A 17,198-nucleotide genomic window follows, 5' to 3' on the forward strand; every position below is an offset into this window, starting at 1 on the left:
ATGACAACGCTGGAATACGCTCATCACATGACGCCAGAAGCCATGGTTGGAGACATCACTCATCTGCTTGAAGTCTGGGTAGCCGGTTGGGCTGGCTGCCGGGGCTACGAGACCCGGACCGAGGGACGGTTCCCCGCCGCCCTCCGCGCGGACACGACCGGGGACTGGGAATACTTCGCTTCAGACCCGACGGACGCCGAGTTCGCGGATCTGGCGGCAAAGACAGCCGAGGCCCCCAAGCGGATCCTGACCATCCTCACCAATGATGTGGGACGATACAAGCTCCTGGCCGAGCAACATAACCTCAACGCCACATCGGCGTCCCAGACCATGATGGTCGTGGACATGGAGACCCAGGACTCTGAGGACCCGTGGCTGTCGGACGACGACCTATCCCTGAAAACGTGGGAGTCCAACGGCGTCCATTTTGCCGAAGTGCGCTCCGGCGAGACGCTGGCAGTGAGCGGCCGCGTGATCGTCATCAATGGCACTGCGGTGTTCGACAAGATCGTGACTGAACCCTCCTTCCAACGCCGGGGGTTGGGCAGCTTCATCATGAAGGCGCTGGCGGCGCAGGCGTTTTCCCATGATGTGGAAGACGGCCTCCTTTTGGCATCCTTGGACGGACAGAAGCTGTATTCACATCTGGGCTGGTCCTCGGTGTGCCACGTGCTGATGCTTTCCGCCTCGGATGAGGGCGCCGACCTCTCCGTGGTCTGACCCTTCCTCGCAGTTCTTCGTCGCCCTCCGGCCCAGGACGGCTGACGCCTGCTGGTCACTGTCCTGTTCTGTTCCGGGTCTTGCATTGTGCCGGGGTCTTGCGTTGTGCCGGCGATTTCTGCCCGGATGAAAGAATGTTGGGGTGAACCCCCATGACTCGCTGATTCCGTTGCTGGGCCGTGGCCCGGACCCGGAGCAGCTCCGGCATGTGCGGACCATCCCGGCGCGCCAGGCCGTGCACGAACCATGGCCCTCCTGGGCGCACCCTGACCTGGTCGCCGCCTACGGCAAGCTCGGCATCCACCAGCCCTACCGGCACCAGATCCGGGCCGCCGATATCGCCCACGAAGGCGGGCACGTGGTAATCGCCACCGGCACGGCGTCGGGGAAGTCCCTGGCCTACCAGCTGCCGGCACTGGACGCGATTCACCGGTCCGAGCTGCGGGTCCTGTCCGAGCCCGGAAAAATCCACGACGACGGCGCGGTGACACTGTATCTGTCCCCCACCAAGGCGCTGGCCGCCGACCAGCTCGCAGCGATCCGGTCCCTGAACCTGCCCACCGTCCGGGCCGAAACATACGACGGCGACACCGACCAGGCGTCCCGCCGCTGGATCCGCGACCACGCGAACTTCATTCTGGCCAACCCCGACATGCTGCACTTCGGCATCCTCCCGAACCACGCCTGGTGGGCAGGGTTCTTCCGGCGCCTGCGGTACGTGATCGTGGACGAGGCGCACAGCTACCGGGGCGTCTTCGGCTCCCATGTGGCCAACCTGATGCGCCGGCTGCGGCGCATCTGTGCCTACTATGCAGCCGATGGCAGCTCCGCCGGACCGGTGTTCATCGCGGCCTCCGCCACCGCTTCGGAACCGGAGAAGTCCTTTGGCCGGCTTATTGGCGCGCCGGTCCAAGGAGTTTCGGAAGATTCCTCTCCGCACGGGTCCACGACTGTGGCGTTCTGGGAACCTGCGCTCACGGAGGTGCGCGGCGAAAACGGCGCCAAGGAGCGCAGGACGGCCGTGGCCGAGACTGCGGACCTTCTCGCAAACCTCGTCTCCGCACGGATCCGGACCATCGCGTTCATCAAATCCCGGCGCGGCGCCGAAACCATCTCCTCCATCACCAAGCGGCTCCTGGACGAAGTCGACCCCAGCCTGCCGCAACGCGTGGCGGCCTACCGCTCCGGTTACCTTCCGGAGGAACGCCGCGCCCTGGAAAGGGCACTGCGGACAGGCCAATTGCTGGGAATTTCCAGCACTTCGGCACTCGAACTGGGCATCGACGTTTCGGGACTCGACGCGGTCCTGGTGGCTGGCTGGCCCGGCACCAGGGCATCACTGTTCCAGCAGATCGGCCGCGCAGGCCGCGCCGGACAGGACGCCATCGCCGCCTTCGTGGCCAGCGACGACCCCCTGGACACCTACCTGGTCAACCATCCTGAAGCCATCTTCGACGTGTCCGTTGAAGCGACGGTATTTGACCCGTCAAACCCCTACGTCCTGGGCCCGCACCTCTGCGCCGCGGCCGCTGAGCTACCGCTCGGCGTGGCCGAACTGCCCCTGTTCGGTGCCACCGCGGAGAAACTCCTCGGTCAGCTGGTGGCCCAGGGCTACCTGCGGCGGCGACCGGCCGGCTGGTTCTGGACCCATCCGCAGAGCGCGGCGGCCATGGTGAATCTGCGCGCCGACGGCGGCGGGCCGGTGAGCATCGTGAACGCCGACACCGGTTCACTGCTCGGAACAATGGATTCGCCGCAGACCCATTACCAGGCACACACGGGAGCCGTGTACGTCCATCAGGGTGACAGCTACGTGGTGGAGGACCTGAATGAGGATGATCACTGCGTGGTGGTGCGCCGAGCCAATCCCGACTACTACACGACGGCGCGGGACATCACTCAGATCGAGGTCCTCGAGACCCAGCGGACGGCACAGTGGGGCGATGTGGCCGTGCATTTCGGCGACGTCAAGGTCACAACGCAAGTGGTCTCCTTTCAGCGCAAGGCCCTGATTTCCAATGAAGTCCTGGGCGAGGAACCCCTGGACCTGGGGGCCCGGGACCTGTTTACGAAGGCCGTGTGGTTTGAGGTCGAGAACAGGTCACTCACAGGCGCCGGCCTGATTGAAGCGCAGTTCCCCGGCGCCCTCCACGCAGCCGAGCACGCTGCCATCGGGCTGCTGCCGCTGGTTGCCTCCAGTGACCGCTGGGACATCGGCGGGGTCTCGACCGCGGTCCATGCCGACACCGGCGTCCCGACGATTTTCGTCTACGACGGCCACCCCGGCGGTGCCGGGTTTGCCGAACGGGGCTTCGAAAAAGCGAAGGCGTGGCTCACGGCCACGAGGGATGCAATCGAGGCCTGCGAGTGCGAATCGGGCTGCCCCTCCTGCGTCCAGTCACCAAAGTGCGGCAACAAGAACAACCCGCTGGACAAGGATGCCGCCGTCACGCTGATCGACGTGTTGCTGAAGGATGCCCGGGACGCCCTGGCGCCGGAGGATGCCCGGGCTGGCGCGCCTGCACCGCATGCGGTCTAGGTGCAGCCCGTGGCGGCTTAGGCCGCCTCATTTGGATCCCGTCTAGTCTCAGGGTGGGGGTCCGGATTTGGATCCCCTCTAGTCTCAGGGTGGGGGTCCGGCCCTGGCCCGGCCGGTGGCGGCGCCGAGGAGGGGCCCCGCGGGCAGTTCCGTGCTGACTTCGATGGATTGGTCGCCTCCCGCGGTGCAGCTGATGAGTGACGCTTTGTGGCGGGCAGCGACGGCGGCTGCCACGAGGCAGGGCTCCCCGGCCGTCACCCCGCGCAGCGCGTCGGCGGCGGCCAGCGCGGCGAGGTCGGCCGCTGCGGCCGCCCGGGACGCGGCTGCCGACGCCTGGGCCAGCAGGAGGAGCAGTCCCATGATCAGGACAACCACCATGCCGAGCCCCGCAGCCAGCACAGTGCCCGATCCGCGTTCGGATTGGACACCGGACTCGGGGTTCCCCCGCCGGCCGAAATGCTGGTTCCGCCGCCAGCTCACAGGAGCCACCCGGTACCGGTGCCGCGTCCCTGCCCGGCCGGTGCCACCTGCTGTCCAGGCCCGAAAGGGCCGGTCCCTGCCACCGCCGTTCCCGGGGATTGCATCGCCGATGCCGTTTCGCTGCGGGCCTCTGCCCTGGCTGTTAGCGTCCACGGAACCATGCGTCCCAACGGTCCTGCGGGCCGGTCCGACACCGTGACGCTCGTCCATTCCCCGCCGGGCACCACTGCCGACGAGGCCGACGGCCCGGCCAGCTTGCGGACGATACTGTCGACGGCGGAGGGGTCCTCACCCCTGGCAAGTGCCCTGGCACCGGCCCGGGCCGCCTCCTCGAGCCGTAGTTGGGTGATCCCCGCCGCAGACCCCGCCAGCAGCATCGCCAGAAGCAGCAGGACCGCCGGAAGGGCCACCGCGAATTCGGCAGTCACGGCTCCGCCGCTGTTTCCGGAGTGGCTCTCGGCACCGCGGTCCTTCCCCTGACCGCGGCTGCCGGCGTCCTCGGAAAGCGTCCCGTGCTCGCGCCCGGACTGGTGTCCGGCCGCCGGCAGGATCTGCGGAGCGGGTTTCACGGCAGGGCCAGCGCCGTACGGATCAGGTTGAGGAGGAAGCCACGAACTTCATCGCTTCGCAGGATGAACACCAGCAGCCCGGCAAAGCCCACCGCCGCCAGCGTGGCAATGGCATATTCCGCGGTCGCCATGCCGGCTTCCGAACCCATGAGGCGCGTGCGCAGCCGTGGCTTCACCCGTGGCGCCATGCTGGCACCCGGATAGATCTCCAGCACATCGGCTTCGGTGGAACCCTGGGGCAAGGGCCGGGCGGCTTCACCCCGGGTTTGGTGGTTGAGGGACATGAATTTTCCTTTCCTTGGTCCGGCGGACTGCCGGTGCATCCGACTCTCCCGTCCGCCGCCCGGTCCGGTAAGGCCTGACCTTCCGTAAGTGGAAAAGCAGCCGGAGCGGAGGCCTGTGGAGGGAAAGTGCCGTACTTGGACGGCGATAGCCAGGGCCGTGCGGCGGCACGGGCGGGGCCCCAGCGGGCGAGAGCGAGAACGCCGGCGGAGTGCAGGGAGCCGCGGCTATGCGTGGCGGCACGGAAAACTTCCGGCGGGACATACCCGTTCCAGTGGGTAGTTGCTGGCCACTTCACGCCGGCAGGACAGCGGAAACCAGACCTGGCGGTGACAGGAGCAGTGCGCGAACGTCCCCCGGACGCCCGAAGCATGGGAATGCGGGACCCCCGCCCCGCGAGGACCGGGAACATGCCATTGAAGGTGCTCAGCCACCCGAAGAAGGTCAGCCGCCCGAAGGAACCAGGGCAAGCAGGACGGGAACGACTCCCAGGCAGATGAAGGCCGGCAGCGAACAGAGTCCCAGCGGCACCACCAGCTTGACCCCGAGCGAAGCAGCACGTTTCTCCGCCGCCCGGAAGCGTTCCCGCCTCATCCTTGCCGCCTGTGCATAAAGGATGGTCGACGACGGTGCACCCGTCAGTGCCGCGAAGCCCAGGGCGTCCCGCAGCGCCAGTATTTCCGGCGAGCGCACGTCTGAACTCCGCCAGGCCGTCTCCCAGTCGGCACCTATGGCCATGGCACCCACAACAGGCCGCAGCGCGCGACCGTACTCGGGTGACGCCACAGCGGCCACCAGTTCAAGGGCCCGGCCGATGCCGGCACCGGCATGGAGCATGGCGGCAATCAGCTCAAGCATCATGGCGGTGTCCCGCAACCCCGGTAAATGCCCAGCCAGTTCCTGCGTGCAGGGCTCCCCATCCGCCATCCCGTTTCCCGCCGCCAGTCCGCTTCGGCGGAGGAGCCCTGATCTGACGTGGGCGGTTCCTCCCAAGGCGAAGCATGCGGCCGCGGCCAGCGCCAGCGAGACGAAGGCAGCCGCCAGAACGGGGCCGTTCATTGGCCTGCTCCAGCTGACTCCGGGTGGCCGGCAAAGCAGGTGCGGCGAGTTAAGCAGGGGCTGGCCGATAAGCAGGGACAGCCTGGCTGGCGGGCAGTCACGGCGCAGCCGCTCCGGCCGCTGCCCGCACGAGCCTTGCGGACCAGACCCGGCCGGCAATAGTCAGCCCGATGCCAGCAACCAGCGCCGCCACTCCGAACGGCGTGCCCAGCAGCATGGCCAGCGGGTCCACGCCCAGGCAGACACCCAGTCCCAGTCCAAGCAGCGGGAGCCAGGTCAGCAGCGAAACCGTCGCCTTGGGACCGGCGAGCGCCGTCTGCCGGGCGGCTTCGGCGTCATCCTCAACCTCCAACTGCGCCGCAAAGCGGGTCAGGATGTCGGCCAGCGGACAACCGCTGGCCGCCGCTATCTCGAAACAGGCCGCCAGTTCACCCCAGATCCGAGGCTCACGCCCGCCGGGTCCATGACGCGAGGGCGAACATGCCGACCGTATTGCCTCGGATACCGGGGCTCCCCGCAGGGCTGCTCCCCGGGCAGCGGACAGGACAGCCGCCGATCCGGGGCTGAGCCCTGGCCGGCGCACGCCGTCATCCAAGGAAGCGTGCTCCACGTACAGCTGCCACATTTCGTCCCACAGCCGGGAAGGCGCCCGGCCGCCCTTGAGCAGGGCGGCCAACTGCTGGACCACGACCGTGAGGGAAACGAAGGCCTCTTTGCTTCGGCCCCGTGTGAGGCCAAGTCCGCTCCGGCCGGTTGTGACGGGCCGGCCGGAGCGCCGGACGCGGCCGGTGCCTGTGCCGGTCCCGCCGAGGGCTCTGCGTGCACGCCGAAGCGGTCCGCGTGCGGGGCTCGCGATCAGCCACGCGGCAAGCACCAGCGCACCAACCAGGGCCGCGGTCATGCCGATGCCTTGCGGGCTCCGTGGTGGCCAGCGCCTGCTTCGGGTACAGCGCCGGCGTCGGGAACAGTGCCGGCCCCGGACACGGTAGCCGGGGACAGGACTAGACCGGGATCGAGGGCCAGCCGCCGGGCAAGGAATTCCCACGCCGGCCCGGGGACAGGTGTGCCGGTTGAGATGTCCAAGGCGACAGCGACATCCAGGCCGCCCGACTGCTCAGTCAGGATGCCTATGCACGCGACGTAGCGGCCGTGCCTCGCCCGGGCCACGTGCACCACCACATCCAGAGCACTGGCCACCTGCAGGCGGACCGCGTCCTGCCCCAGTCCGGCCAGTGCTCCCAAGGCCGTGAGCCGCGCCGGGACGGCACCTGCCGTGTTTGCGTGGATGGTGCCGCCGCCTCCGGTGTGGCCCGTGTTCATGGCCGTCAGCAGTTCGCGCACCTCGGCGCCCCGGCACTCCCCCACAATCAGCCGGTCTGGCCGCATTCTCAGTGCCTGGCGAACCAGCTCACCGAGGTCCACGGCGCCGCCACCTTCGAGGTTCCCGTGCCGCGACTCCAGCGAGACCACATGCGGGTGCACCGGATTGAGCTCCGAGGCATCCTCGATCAGGACCAGCCGCTCCCCCGGATGGCAGAGCCCGAGCAGTGTGGACAGGAGGGTGGTCTTTCCCGAGCCGGTGGCTCCGCTGACCAGGAAACTCAGCCGCTGCTCCACCATGCGCTGCAGTACGCGCTGAACCAGGGGCCCGAACATGCCGCCGTCCCGGAGCTCGTCCATGGAGAAGACCTGTTCCCTGCGGATCCGGATGCTCAGCAGCGTGCCCGCAGCAGAGATGGGAGGCAGCACGGCGTGGACCCGGTAGCCGCCCTCCAGCCGCACGTCCACGCAGGGCGACCCGTCGTCCAGCCGCCGTCCGCCGGATGCCACGAGCCTGGCGGCAAGGGCCCTGAGCTGGGTCTCCCCCGCGAAGGTCACGGAGGTCCGTTCGATGCCGCGGCCCCGGTCCAGCCACACGGAGTCGGGGGCATTTACGAAGACGTCCGTGACCGAGGGGTCCCGGACAAGCTGCTGCAGCGGCCCGAGGCCATTGAGTTCGGCACTGATCCGTTCCGCGGCGGCGAGCGAACCGGCTGTTCCCAGCAGCTTTCCGGTCGCCTGCACCGCGGCCGCCACCCGCGACGGCGTCACCGGCCCGGCTTCCGCCATCACCGAGTCGCGGACAGTCTCAAGAAGCCCTGCGTCCAGGACCCGCGCCGCACGCCGCCGGCCCGCCGTCTCCCCGAGCGCGGCTCGGGAAGCTGGTGCTGCGGGAAAGCCCGATGCAGTCCGGGCGCCGGCACTGTCTCCACGCGCACCGGCACCTGGCCCTCCCAGATGGGCACTCACCGTGGGTCCCCGCCCTGCACATCGCCGGCGAGGAGGCCCAGCACCGAGGACGCGAAACGCCGGACCGTCTTCCGCCTGCCCTGGTCGAGCAGACGGCCCAGCTCGGTGGCGGCTGCTGTGCCCCGCACCTCGGGCATCACCCCGTGCAGGGGAAGCCCTACGGATTCAGCAACCAGCGCGGCGTCCAGCGCGACTCCGGCCTTTCCCCTGATGACCAGTGCCGATTCGACCGGCGGCAGCTCCTGCAGCAGCCTCGCCGCGGCAACGGCAGCCTTCAGCTGCGCGGGCACCACAACCAGGAGGCGGTCACAGTCCCAGGCAAAAGTCCGCAACGGCTCGGCGCTACGGCCGATATCGACAATGACCACCTCATATCCCCGCCGTGCGGCGTCGAGGACTCCACCCACCGTGACCGGATCCACGAGGGGCGGCCGTTCCCTGCTTCCGGGCCACGACAGAAACGAAAACCCGCCGGCGACGGGCAAGGCATCCGCGAGCTGCTGTGGATCAATGCTGCCGCTGGCATCGGCCAAATCCGGCCAGCGCAGGCCCGGTGATTCTTCCGCCGCCAGGGCCAGCTCGAGGCCACCGCCCCAGGGGTCCGCGTCCACGAGCAGTACCCTTGCACCGAGTTCAGCCGCGGCCTGCGCGAGCCAGGCAGCTGCCGTGGTGGCGCCCGCGCCTCCGCAGCCGCCGGTGACTCCCAGCACCAGCCCGCCTGCCTCCGGAGACCGAGAGCGGCTCAGGTACTCCGCCAGCCAGGCCGCGGCGTCGGGAAGAACGGCGACGCGCTGCGCACCCAAGGCGGCGCCAAGGTGCCAGAGTGTGTCCCCTTCCCCGCTGAGGCCTACAAGAACGGCGGGGGCACGGCGCCGGGGCGGCAGTTCACGGACGTCACTGCCGACCAGGACATCGGCGGCGGAATCCCAGAACGGGGCGGCCTCTGCAACGTCGTCCACCACCCGGAGCCTTCCGCCGGCGGCCGCGACAATCCGTTCCACCTCGCCCCGCAGGAATTCAAAGCCGGTGACGAGCAGGACGTCCCCGCCGTCATCGGGGAGCCAGGTTCCCGGTTCCGGACCAGTCAGTTGCATTGCCGGAGCTGCCGGCGCAGCCTCTGGCACGGCACCATCCGGCAGCGTGTTATCCGGGTCTGATGGAATTCGCCGGTTCCGGGCGTGTTGCCTGCTCATGCAGCAACTCTGCCCAGCGGAGCGGCCCAGCGTCAGCGGCGAATATCCCTATGTGGAAAACCGCCGGTCACCTGCCTGCAAAAGAAGGCCCGGCCCACAAAAGGAGCCCGGTCCGCTGTGGAGGACAGCAGCCCTGGCCGCCGCGCCGAGCCGCGCGGTGACAGCGTAGAACGCAGTGACAGGGCAAACGCGGTGACAGGGCAGAATTGGACATATGTATCTGCTGCTCGCCGCCCATTCCGACGGCGCAGCCATCCAGGAGCTCACCGCGGCGGGGCTCCCCTCCCCGGCCAATCCGCGGCCTCGGATCGTCAGCGCGTCCCGGACCGGAGCGGACGCCGCACTCGGCAGCGGAACGGGGCTGGCCGCCGTCGTCCGCGAACTCGAAAAGCGGCGCCCGCGCTGGATCTGGCACCGCACCCAGGACTGGTACCCGGGACTGCTGGCCGCGGGCGTCGACGTCGAGCGCTGCTACGACCTTTCGCTGTGCGGTGCCATCCTGGCCCATTCCGAATTCACGGCCCACACCCCGTACGCCAGGACCGCCGAAAAACTCACGCAGGACGACGAACTGCAGCCACCGCGCCTGCTTCAGCCACCCCCTCCGCCTGCCGACCAGGGCGCACTCTTCGACGATCCCGGCGCGGCGACCGAACCGCGGCAGACCCTGGCCGAGCTCCGCGCCGAGTTCGCTGCCCAGCAGGAAGCCCTGGCCGCCGCCGGATCAGCGCCGGCAGCCTCCGCGGCAGGAGGACCAGCCGAGGCTGACGGCACCCGCAGGCAGCGGCTCCAGCTCCTCCTCGCCGCCGAATCCGCCAGCGCCCTGGTGGCGGCCGAGATGCAGCACGCCGGCGTGCCTTGGCGCGAGGAGCTGCACGAGCAGATCCTGGCCGAGCATCTGGGACCACGGCCGCCGCTCGGCCACCGCCCCGCCAAACTGGAGGCCCTGAACACCGAGCTCCGGGGCCTGCTGAACGCGCCGGCCCTGAATCCGGACTCCCCGCAGGAGCTGATGCGGGCGCTGCACCGCAACGGCATCGAGGTGAAGTCGACACGGCAGTGGGAGCTCAAGGGGTCCAGCCACCCGGCCATCCCACCCCTGCTGGCGTATAAGAAACTGTCGCGGCTGCACACCGCCAACGGCTGGGTGTGGCTGGACGCGTGGGTGCGGAACGGCAGGTTCCGGCCCGAATACGTGGTGGGCGGAGTGGTATCGGGCCGCTGGGCGTCACGCGGCGGCGGGGCACTGCAGATCCCGCGGCAGGTCCGCGGTGCCGTGCACGCCGACCCGGGGCACAAGCTCATCGTTGCTGACGCATCCCAGCTGGAACCCCGCGTTCTCGCCGCCCTCGCGCAGGATTCAGCCATGGCCGAGGCCGCACGGGACCAGGATCTCTATGCCGGGATCGCCGCCAAGGGATTCGGCGGCGACCGCGGCAAGGCAAAAATGGCCCTGCTCGGCGCCATGTACGGTGCCACCTCGGGCGAGGCCGGTCGCCTGATGCCGCAGCTGGCGAGGATCTATCCGCGGGCGGTGGGCTTTGTCGAGCGTGCGGCCCGCGAGGGCGAAGCCGGCCGGACGGTGACGTCGCGGCTGGGGCGCAGCAGCCCGCCGCCATCGGAACGGTGGTTCCGCAGCCAGCGGTCGACGTCCGCCGAGGAGCAGCGCCGGGCGGACGCCATCGCCCGTTCCCGCGGGCGCTTCACCCGCAACTTTGTTGTCCAGGGTTCGGCTGCGGACTGGGCCGCCTGCTGGCTGGCTGAACTGCGACGGCGGCTGCGCGCCATGCGTGCCGAGGGTTCGGCACGCGGGGAACTCGTGTTTTTCCTGCATGACGAGGTGATGGTCCACGCCCCCACTTCCGCCGTGGACGTCTGCATCCGCGCGATCGAGGAGGCGGCCAACGCCGCCAAGGAGCTGCTTTTCGGCCCCATTCCGGTCGAATTCCCGGTGAGCGTCTCCGTCGTCGATTCCTACGACAACGCCAAGTAGGCCCCCGGCCGCCACTGACCCGTCTCCCGGCCCGACCGGAATGGGGCACTTTGGCGCCTGGCACGCCTCCCGCCGTCGTAATTACGACGGCGGGACCTCCAAAGTGCCCCGCGACGGCGTCCGCTCGGCACGCCTGGCGCCTGTTTGGGGGCAGACGATAGCCCGTAGCTGCGGGAAACAAAAGTCACATCCGCCACATGCGCCTTGCACGGTTGCATTCGGTAACTTACCCGCCAGTAGTTCGCTTCGTGTGGCATGGACCACTAGGGTCAGTGGTGGCCGGGCAGTGGCAATGAGTTGGCCCGGCATGTGCGACGAAGCATCAGCAGGGGGTTTCCACGCCAATGGCGGGCAAATTTGAAGTGCACCAGGACAGCGACCAGTCTTACAAGTTCCGGCTCATGGATGGGGACGGAAACATCGTGGCAGAGTCGCCGCGGTTCAAGAGCGTTTCAGGAGTAGTGGCCGGCATCAACGCCTTGCGCGAAAACGCCGCCACCGGCTTGGTAGTGGATCTGCGGAAATCGCAGCACTGACGCCAGGCACCTAGAGGTCCAGCGGATGGAGCCTGGTCCGGTCCCACGGGACCGCCCAGGCCAGCTGGTCGAACAGTTCGTTCAGGATCATGCCCGTAAAGCCCCAGACCACCAGGTTGTTGACCGTGAACGCCGGGCTCTGGAACGTCTGGTCCATGCGGGTCACGGCCGCCATTGCCCGGTTCTCCGGGTCCAGCAGGTCACGGACCGGAACCCGGAAAACCTGGGCGGACTCGCCGTAGTCCACCACCCGGACCGGCGACGGCGCCGCCCACCAGGCCAGGACAGGGGTCACCAGGAAGTTTCCGCGCGGCAGGGCCAGTTCCGGCAGGGCACCGAGCACGTCGACGCCGGAAGGGTCCAGCCCGGTCTCCTCCTCCGCTTCCCGCAGTGCAGCCTCCACCGGGGTCTCGCCCGTGTGGATGCCACCGCCGGGGAAGGCCACCTGGCCGGGATGGTCGTCCAAAGTATGGGCGCGTTCCAACAGCAGAACGTCCAGGTCTGCAGCTGCCAGCGGTTTGCCGGACGCCGCGGGCACATCGTCCAAAGCACCGAAGAGGATCAGGACAGCCGCTTTGCGTGCGACGGACTCGTCAACTGTCAGCTTGCGCCAGTACGGGTTGCGGGCAGGGCCGGTTCCCGCACGGATTGACTCGACCAGGTCCACCAGGTCCTGGCGGGCCGTCACGGCGTCCTCCGTTGCGATTCCATCCGGATCTCGGCCGCACGGTGCGTCTCGGCCAGCAGCTTCGCCAGCAGCTCCTCGTTGCCGGGTGCGAGCTCGTACTTCAGCAGCTTCGCCGCCTTGGCCGGATCCGTCTCGCCTGAGCCGAAGCTGGGGCACCAGTTAGCCACGGCGCAGGCACCGCAGGCGGGTTTGCGGGAATGGCACACCCGCCGGCCGTGAAACACCACGCGGTGGGACAGCATGGTCCAGTCCCTGGGCTCAAACAGCTCCGCCACGTCCGACTCGATCCGGACGGGGTCGTCCGACTCCGTCCATCCGAAGCGCCGCGCCAGGCGCCCGAAGTGGGTGTCCACCGTGATGCCGGGAATGCCAAAGGCATTGCCCAGCACCACGTTCGCGGTTTTCCGCCCGACGCCGGGAAGCGTCACCAGATCTTCCAGCCGGCCTGGGACTACGCCGTCGAACTCGTCCACCACCTTGTTGGCCAGCGCGAGGAGGTTCCGGGACTTGGCCCGGAAAAACCCCGTCGGCTTGATGATGGCTTCCAGCTCTGCTGTGTCCGCTTCCGCCATGGCGCGGGCGTCCGGGTAGCGGGAGAATAGCAGCGGCGTGATCAGGTTGACGGTCACGTCCGTGGTCTGCGCCGAGAGCACCGTGGCCACGAGGAGCTCGAAGGGGTTCCGGAAATCGAGCTCGGCGTGCGCGTAAGGGTACTGCTCGGCGAGGGCCCGGTTGATCCGGCGTGCCCGCCGCTTCAGGGCAAGGGGCGACTCACCGGAGCGAGCGGGATCCACCGGGGAGCCGCCCGGCGTGCCGCGCCGGTGCGAAGCGGAATCGGCCACGGTGGCCGCTAGCCGCGCTCGATGTTGCTGAGGTCGCGCAGGACGCCCACCCGGCCGTCCGTGTGCTGCACCAGGAACTCGTCCCCGCGGTCCTCGAGGGCCAGGACCCAGCCGCCGGGCTCAATACCGAACAGCGGCGCACCCGTGCGCTCGTCGACTGCCGTGCGGTGCTGGGCCACGGCGAACCAGAAGGCCTCATGCACCTGCTCCTGCTCGGACTCCTCCGGCCGGCTCGCGGGGTCCACCGTGGCACCGATCGGTTCCTGCGACCTCGCCTGTTCCGGCACGTCTACCCTGGGGTGGACGGCGGTGGCGGGTGTGGCGGATGCCGCGCGCGCGGCCTCGGCTTCCCGCACAGAGGCATCGGCAGGCGCCCCGGCCGATGCCGCCGCAGGCGTTGCGCCTTCTGCTGCCGGGCCTTGCGCACCGGCTGGTGCGCCGGACGTCGCCGAGACCGGCGTGCCGTCCGGCTGGGTCTGTTCGGCTTCCGGAACGTCCTGCGGGGCCGCGGCACCGGCATCTACGGATGGCGCGGCGCCGGTTTCCGCGGCGCCCGCGTGCGCGGCGCCGTCCCGGGCGTTCCCGGAAGGCACGACGGCGGCCGGTCCCGTTTCCGGGGATGCCGCGGCGCTGCTGGCCGCATTGGCGGCGGGCCAGGCACCGGCGGCAGGTGCCGCACCGGCTGCTCCGGCAATGGGGGCCGTGGCGCCGGGAATTACGGCGCCGGTCCCGGTCTGGGCGGCACCCTGCCCCGGCTGTCCGACGGCGGTCGCGCCATGGGAAACATGGCCCGAAGAAACAGGACCGCGGGCCTCAGAACCCGCGGGGGCCGCGCCGAAGGGAGAGGCGGGGGAAGAATTGCCCGGCTTGGCAGCAGCGGGCTTCGGCTCCTTGGGAGCCCTGGGCTTGCGCACCGGAACGGCCGAGTCGCGGGCCATGACGTGGGCCGGCACCTCGGCGCGGTCCAGGAAGTCCCCGGCAAAGAACGGGATGTACCGGGCCAGCACGGTGGCGGCCAGCAGCACAAGGGCACCGATCAGGGCCACCAGCAGGCTGGGCGTGTAGGCGCCGGCAACGGACAGGAAGAAAAAGCCGACGGCGAACGAGGCCACCACGGAACCGAACTGGTCAACAGAGAGGGACCCGATGCGGACCTTCGTGTCGGGGGCGAGCCGGCGGGCCACAAACAGTGCGGCAACGATGAGCGGCAGCACCACGCCAAGCCCCAGGAAGAACAGGCTCCCGAGGTTCCACAGGTTGTAGCGCACAGCGAACATCGGAATCAAGGATGCGACAAAGAGGACCAGCGTGGCCGCGAATACGGTCAGGTCGCGGACAGTGAAAGGTCCGGCTACGGCTTCATTCCGCACACCCTGCTGCTTCATGAAGTTCGGCGCAGCGTTGTGCGCGTCCTGCCGCCCGGACGGTCCGATACCGGACGGTCCGGCACCGAGCGGTCCCTGACCGTGGCCAGGCTGGGCTGCGTCCTGCCGGGCCGGGCCCGGCTGGCCATGGCTTTGCTGATTCATTCTGTTCTCCTTAGCGTGGCGGCACCCCGGACTGGCGTCCGTTGCGTGATTCCGCCCTACGGCCGGAGCCTGACCGCAAGCGGTCTGGCTGCCCCCGGCCACTGTCACGAGTCCATCTCAGCCTAGTCAAGTGGAGGGTGCTTCACTAGCTGACTGGCCGCGGCGCGGCGTGCTCACAGAAGCCGCACAGCTCCCCCAAAGAACCATTCACCGCTAAATGGGCACCGCTCACGGCTCCCGATGTGACGCGGCCCACGCGCGGATGCCGGAGGCGCTAGTCTGGTTTCGGAACAGCTCTTTGCGGTGTATCCGCGACGGGCCGTTGCCCTCCGCCACGTGGCCGGCTCTGTATGGCCGATACCGTGCGTCCGGGCAAGGGCCGGGACCGGTGCACCGCGCAGCAAAGATCGATGAATGATGAGGTTCACCATGTCCCAGGACACCCCCGGCTCGACGGCCACCGCTGCCACGCCCAGCCAGCAGGGCGATGCTCTTGAAAACCTGCTGCATGAGAACCGCAAGTTTGCCCCGTCCGAGGATTTCGCCGCAAACGCTGTCGTGGGTGCGGAGGTCTACGGGGAGGCGGCTGCTGACCGGCCGGCGTTCTGGGCGAAGCAGGCCCGTGAGCTGCTGTCCTGGAGCAAGGACTTCGATCAGGCGCTGGACTGGTCCAACCCGCCGTTCGCGAAGTGGTTCGTGGGCGGTGAGGTCAACGCTGCCTATAACGCGCTGGACCGGCACGTGGAGAACGGGCTCGGTGACCGGGTAGCCATCCACTTCGAGGGCGAGCCCGGCGATTCCCGCTCCTACACCTACGCGGAGCTGACCGAGGAAGTGAAGAAGGCCGCCAACGCCTTCGAATCCCTCGGTGTGTCCAAGGGCGACCGGGTGGCCGTCTACCTGCCGATGATCCCCGAAGCCGTGATCACCCTGCTGGCCTGCGCCCGGATCGGTGCCGTGCACTCGGTGGTGTTCGGCGGGTTCTCCGCGGACGCGCTGCGCTCCCGGATCGAGGACGCCGAGGCCAAGCTCGTGGTCACCGCCGACGGCACCTACCGGCGCGGCAAGCCCAGCCCGCTGAAGCCGGCAGTGGATGCCGCGCTTTCCCTCGAGGGGAACGGCGACGGCCACACGGTGCAGAACGTCGTGGTGGTCAAGCGCAACGGCCAGGACGTGGACTGGCACGAGGGCCGGGACCACTGGTGGGATGACACAGTCGGCGCAGCGTCTGCCGAGCACACCGCCGTCGGGCATGACTCCGAGCACCCGCTGTTCATCCTGTACACCTCCGGCACCACCGGAAAGCCCAAGGGCATCCTGCACACCACCGGCGGCTACCTCACCCAGACCGCCTACACCCACAAGGCCGTCTTCGACCTGCACCCCGAAACGGATGTGTACTGGTGCACGGCCGACGTCGGCTGGGTCACCGGCCACTCCTACGTCGCCTACGCGCCGCTCATCAACGGCGCCACCCAGGTCATGTACGAAGGCACCCCGGATTCCCCGCACCAGGGCCGCTGGTGGGAGATCGTGGAGAAGTACAAGGTCTCCATCCTCTACACCGCGCCCACCGCGATCCGCACGTTCATGAAGTGGGGCCGGGACATCCCGGACAAGTACGACCTCTCCTCCATCCGCGTCCTGGGTTCCGTGGGTGAACCCATCAACCCCGAGGCGTGGATGTGGTACCGGGACGTCATCGGCGGCAACAAAGCACCTATCGTCGACACCTGGTGGCAGACCGAGACCGGCGCCCAGATGATCGCCCCGCTGCCCGGCGTCACGGCAACCAAGCCCGGCTCCGCGCAGGTCCCGCTGCCCGGCATCGCCGTGGACGTCGTGGACGAGAACGGCACCTCCGTCCCGGACGGGCACGGCGGCTTCCTGGTCATCCGCGAACCGTGGCCGGCCATGCTCCGCGGCATCTGGGGCGACCCCGAACGGTTCAAGGACACCTACTGGTCCCGCTTCGAAACCATGTACTTCGCCGGGGACGGGGCCAAAAAGGACGAGGACGGGGACATCTGGCTCCTGGGCCGCGTGGATGACGTCATGAATGTCTCCGGGCACCGGCTCTCCACCACCGAAATCGAATCCGCCCTGGTCTCCCACCCCGCGGTGGCCGAAGCCGCCGTCGTCGGCGCCACGGACGAAACCACCGGCCAGGCCGTCGTCGCCTTCGTCATCCTCCGCGGCGACGCCGTGGACTCCGGCGACGAAATCGTCCAGGACCTGCGCAACCACGTCGGCAAGGAAATCGGCCCGATCGCCAAGCCCAAGACCATCCTCGTGGTTCCCGAACTGCCCAAGACCCGCTCCGGCAAGATCATGCGCCGCCTCCTCAAGGACGTCGCCGAAGGCCGCGACGTCGGAGACGCCACCACCCTCGCCGACAACACCGTCATGCAGCAGATCGCAGCATCGCTGAAGAAGTAGCGGAATGAAGCCAGGCAGGGCCCGTCCGGACCACCGGACC

15 protein-coding genes are annotated in these 17,198 nt (G+C 68.9%); 5 read left to right on the forward strand and 10 right to left on the reverse strand.

The features are described 5' to 3' along the window. Positions 1-27: 27 nt before the first annotated feature. Positions 28-720, forward strand: a complete 693-nt coding sequence (locus ACFUTU_RS16885; protein WP_377966298.1) for a GNAT family N-acetyltransferase — start codon at positions 28-30, stop codon at positions 718-720. A gap of 142 nt (positions 721-862) precedes the next feature. After that, positions 863-3,259, forward strand: coding sequence for a DEAD/DEAH box helicase (locus ACFUTU_RS16890; protein WP_377966300.1), 2,397 nt, complete (start codon positions 863-865; stop codon positions 3,257-3,259). Between the two features lie 84 nt (positions 3,260-3,343). On the opposite strand, the gene ACFUTU_RS16895 is transcribed toward ACFUTU_RS16890, so the two are convergent. From ACFUTU_RS16895 to ssd, 7 genes are all read right to left on the reverse strand, one after another. Continuing rightward, positions 3,344-3,739 (reverse strand): Rv3654c family TadE-like protein, encoded by a 396-nt coding sequence (locus ACFUTU_RS16895; protein WP_377966302.1) that lies wholly within the window; start codon positions 3,737-3,739, stop codon positions 3,344-3,346. Next, a complete protein-coding gene (locus tag ACFUTU_RS16900; protein ID WP_377966304.1) occupies positions 3,736-4,308 on the reverse strand; it encodes a TadE family type IV pilus minor pilin in 573 nt (190 codons plus the stop codon). Before ACFUTU_RS16900 ends, ACFUTU_RS16895 begins: the two co-directional genes overlap by 4 nt. Next, entirely contained in the window at positions 4,305-4,631 is a 327-nt protein-coding gene (locus tag ACFUTU_RS16905) for a DUF4244 domain-containing protein (RefSeq protein WP_377966306.1), read from the reverse strand. Before ACFUTU_RS16905 ends, ACFUTU_RS16900 begins: the two co-directional genes overlap by 4 nt. Before the next feature lie 403 nt (positions 4,632-5,034). Then, the gene (locus ACFUTU_RS16910) at positions 5,035-5,649 is read right to left on the reverse strand and encodes a type II secretion system F family protein (RefSeq protein ID WP_377966308.1); all 615 of its coding nucleotides are present in this window, start codon (positions 5,647-5,649) and stop codon (positions 5,035-5,037) included. Positions 5,650-5,746: 97 nt separating this feature from the next. After that, the gene (locus ACFUTU_RS16915) at positions 5,747-6,550 is read right to left on the reverse strand and encodes a hypothetical protein (protein ID WP_377966310.1); all 804 of its coding nucleotides are present in this window, start codon (positions 6,548-6,550) and stop codon (positions 5,747-5,749) included. Then, a complete protein-coding gene (locus tag ACFUTU_RS16920; protein WP_377966312.1) occupies positions 6,547-7,938 on the reverse strand; it encodes a TadA family conjugal transfer-associated ATPase in 1,392 nt (463 codons plus the stop codon). The genes ACFUTU_RS16915 and ACFUTU_RS16920 overlap by 4 nt, the downstream gene beginning before the upstream one ends. Continuing rightward, positions 7,935-9,032 carry a septum site-determining protein Ssd gene (gene ssd / locus ACFUTU_RS16925; protein ID WP_377966314.1) on the reverse strand — a complete coding sequence of 366 codons (1,098 nt, stop codon included), beginning with the start codon at positions 9,030-9,032 and terminating at the stop codon, positions 7,935-7,937. The genes ACFUTU_RS16920 and ssd overlap by 4 nt, the downstream gene beginning before the upstream one ends. A gap of 313 nt (positions 9,033-9,345) precedes the next feature. Between ssd and ACFUTU_RS16930 the strand changes: the two genes are divergently transcribed. Beyond that, positions 9,346-11,124, forward strand: a complete 1,779-nt coding sequence (locus tag ACFUTU_RS16930; protein WP_377966316.1) for a bifunctional 3'-5' exonuclease/DNA polymerase — start codon at positions 9,346-9,348, stop codon at positions 11,122-11,124. Positions 11,125-11,468: 344 nt separating this feature from the next. Next, a complete protein-coding gene (locus ACFUTU_RS16935; protein WP_043417572.1) occupies positions 11,469-11,660 on the forward strand; it encodes a DUF1508 domain-containing protein in 192 nt (63 codons plus the stop codon). 10 nt (positions 11,661-11,670) lie between these two features. Here the strand turns inward: ACFUTU_RS16935 and ACFUTU_RS16940 are convergent, their stop codons facing one another. The 3 genes from ACFUTU_RS16940 to ACFUTU_RS16950 are packed head-to-tail and all read right to left on the reverse strand — an operon-like array spanning position 11,671 to position 14,719. Next, entirely contained in the window at positions 11,671-12,348 is a 678-nt protein-coding gene (locus ACFUTU_RS16940; protein ID WP_377966318.1) for an NUDIX hydrolase, read from the reverse strand. Next, positions 12,345-13,142 carry an endonuclease III gene (gene nth / locus ACFUTU_RS16945; protein ID WP_377966322.1) on the reverse strand — a complete coding sequence of 266 codons (798 nt, stop codon included), beginning with the start codon at positions 13,140-13,142 and terminating at the stop codon, positions 12,345-12,347. The genes ACFUTU_RS16940 and nth overlap by 4 nt, the downstream gene beginning before the upstream one ends. Before the next feature lie 56 nt (positions 13,143-13,198). Further along, complete coding sequence (locus ACFUTU_RS16950) at positions 13,199-14,719, reverse strand: hypothetical protein (RefSeq protein WP_377966320.1); 1,521 nt, start codon at positions 14,717-14,719, stop codon at positions 13,199-13,201. A 429-nt stretch (positions 14,720-15,148) separates the two neighbouring features. Here ACFUTU_RS16950 and acs point away from each other — a divergent pair, with 429 nt between their 5' ends. After that, positions 15,149-17,158 carry an acetate--CoA ligase gene (gene acs / locus ACFUTU_RS16955; protein WP_377966324.1) on the forward strand — a complete coding sequence of 670 codons (2,010 nt, stop codon included), beginning with the start codon at positions 15,149-15,151 and terminating at the stop codon, positions 17,156-17,158. Positions 17,159-17,198: the final 40 nt, after the last annotated feature.

Origin of the sequence: Arthrobacter sp. NPDC057388 (assembly GCF_042668165.1) — a bacterium.
Classification (GTDB): Bacteria; Actinomycetota; Actinomycetes; order Actinomycetales; family Micrococcaceae; genus Arthrobacter.

Bases quoted from the DNA above. Each gene is read 5' to 3' on its own strand.
- ACFUTU_RS16915 (WP_377966310.1), bottom strand. From the start codon at position 6,550: ATGACCGCGGCCCTGGTTGGTGCGCTGGTGCTTGCCGCGTGGCTGATC.
- ACFUTU_RS16885 (WP_377966298.1), top strand. From the start codon at position 28: ATGACGCCAGAAGCCATGGTTGGAGACATCACTCATCTGCTTGAAGTC.
- ACFUTU_RS16905 (WP_377966306.1), bottom strand. From the start codon at position 4,631: ATGCACCGGCAGTCCGCCGGACCAAGGAAAGGAAAATTCATGTCCCTC.
- ssd (WP_377966314.1), bottom strand. From the start codon at position 9,032: ATGCAACTGACTGGTCCGGAACCGGGAACCTGGCTCCCCGATGACGGC.
- ACFUTU_RS16930 (WP_377966316.1), top strand. From the start codon at position 9,346: ATGTATCTGCTGCTCGCCGCCCATTCCGACGGCGCAGCCATCCAGGAG.
- acs (WP_377966324.1), top strand. From the start codon at position 15,149: ATGTCCCAGGACACCCCCGGCTCGACGGCCACCGCTGCCACGCCCAGC.
- ACFUTU_RS16950 (WP_377966320.1), bottom strand. From the start codon at position 14,719: ATGAATCAGCAAAGCCATGGCCAGCCGGGCCCGGCCCGGCAGGACGCA.
- ACFUTU_RS16935 (WP_043417572.1), top strand. From the start codon at position 11,469: ATGGCGGGCAAATTTGAAGTGCACCAGGACAGCGACCAGTCTTACAAG.
- ACFUTU_RS16910 (WP_377966308.1), bottom strand. From the start codon at position 5,649: ATGAACGGCCCCGTTCTGGCGGCTGCCTTCGTCTCGCTGGCGCTGGCC.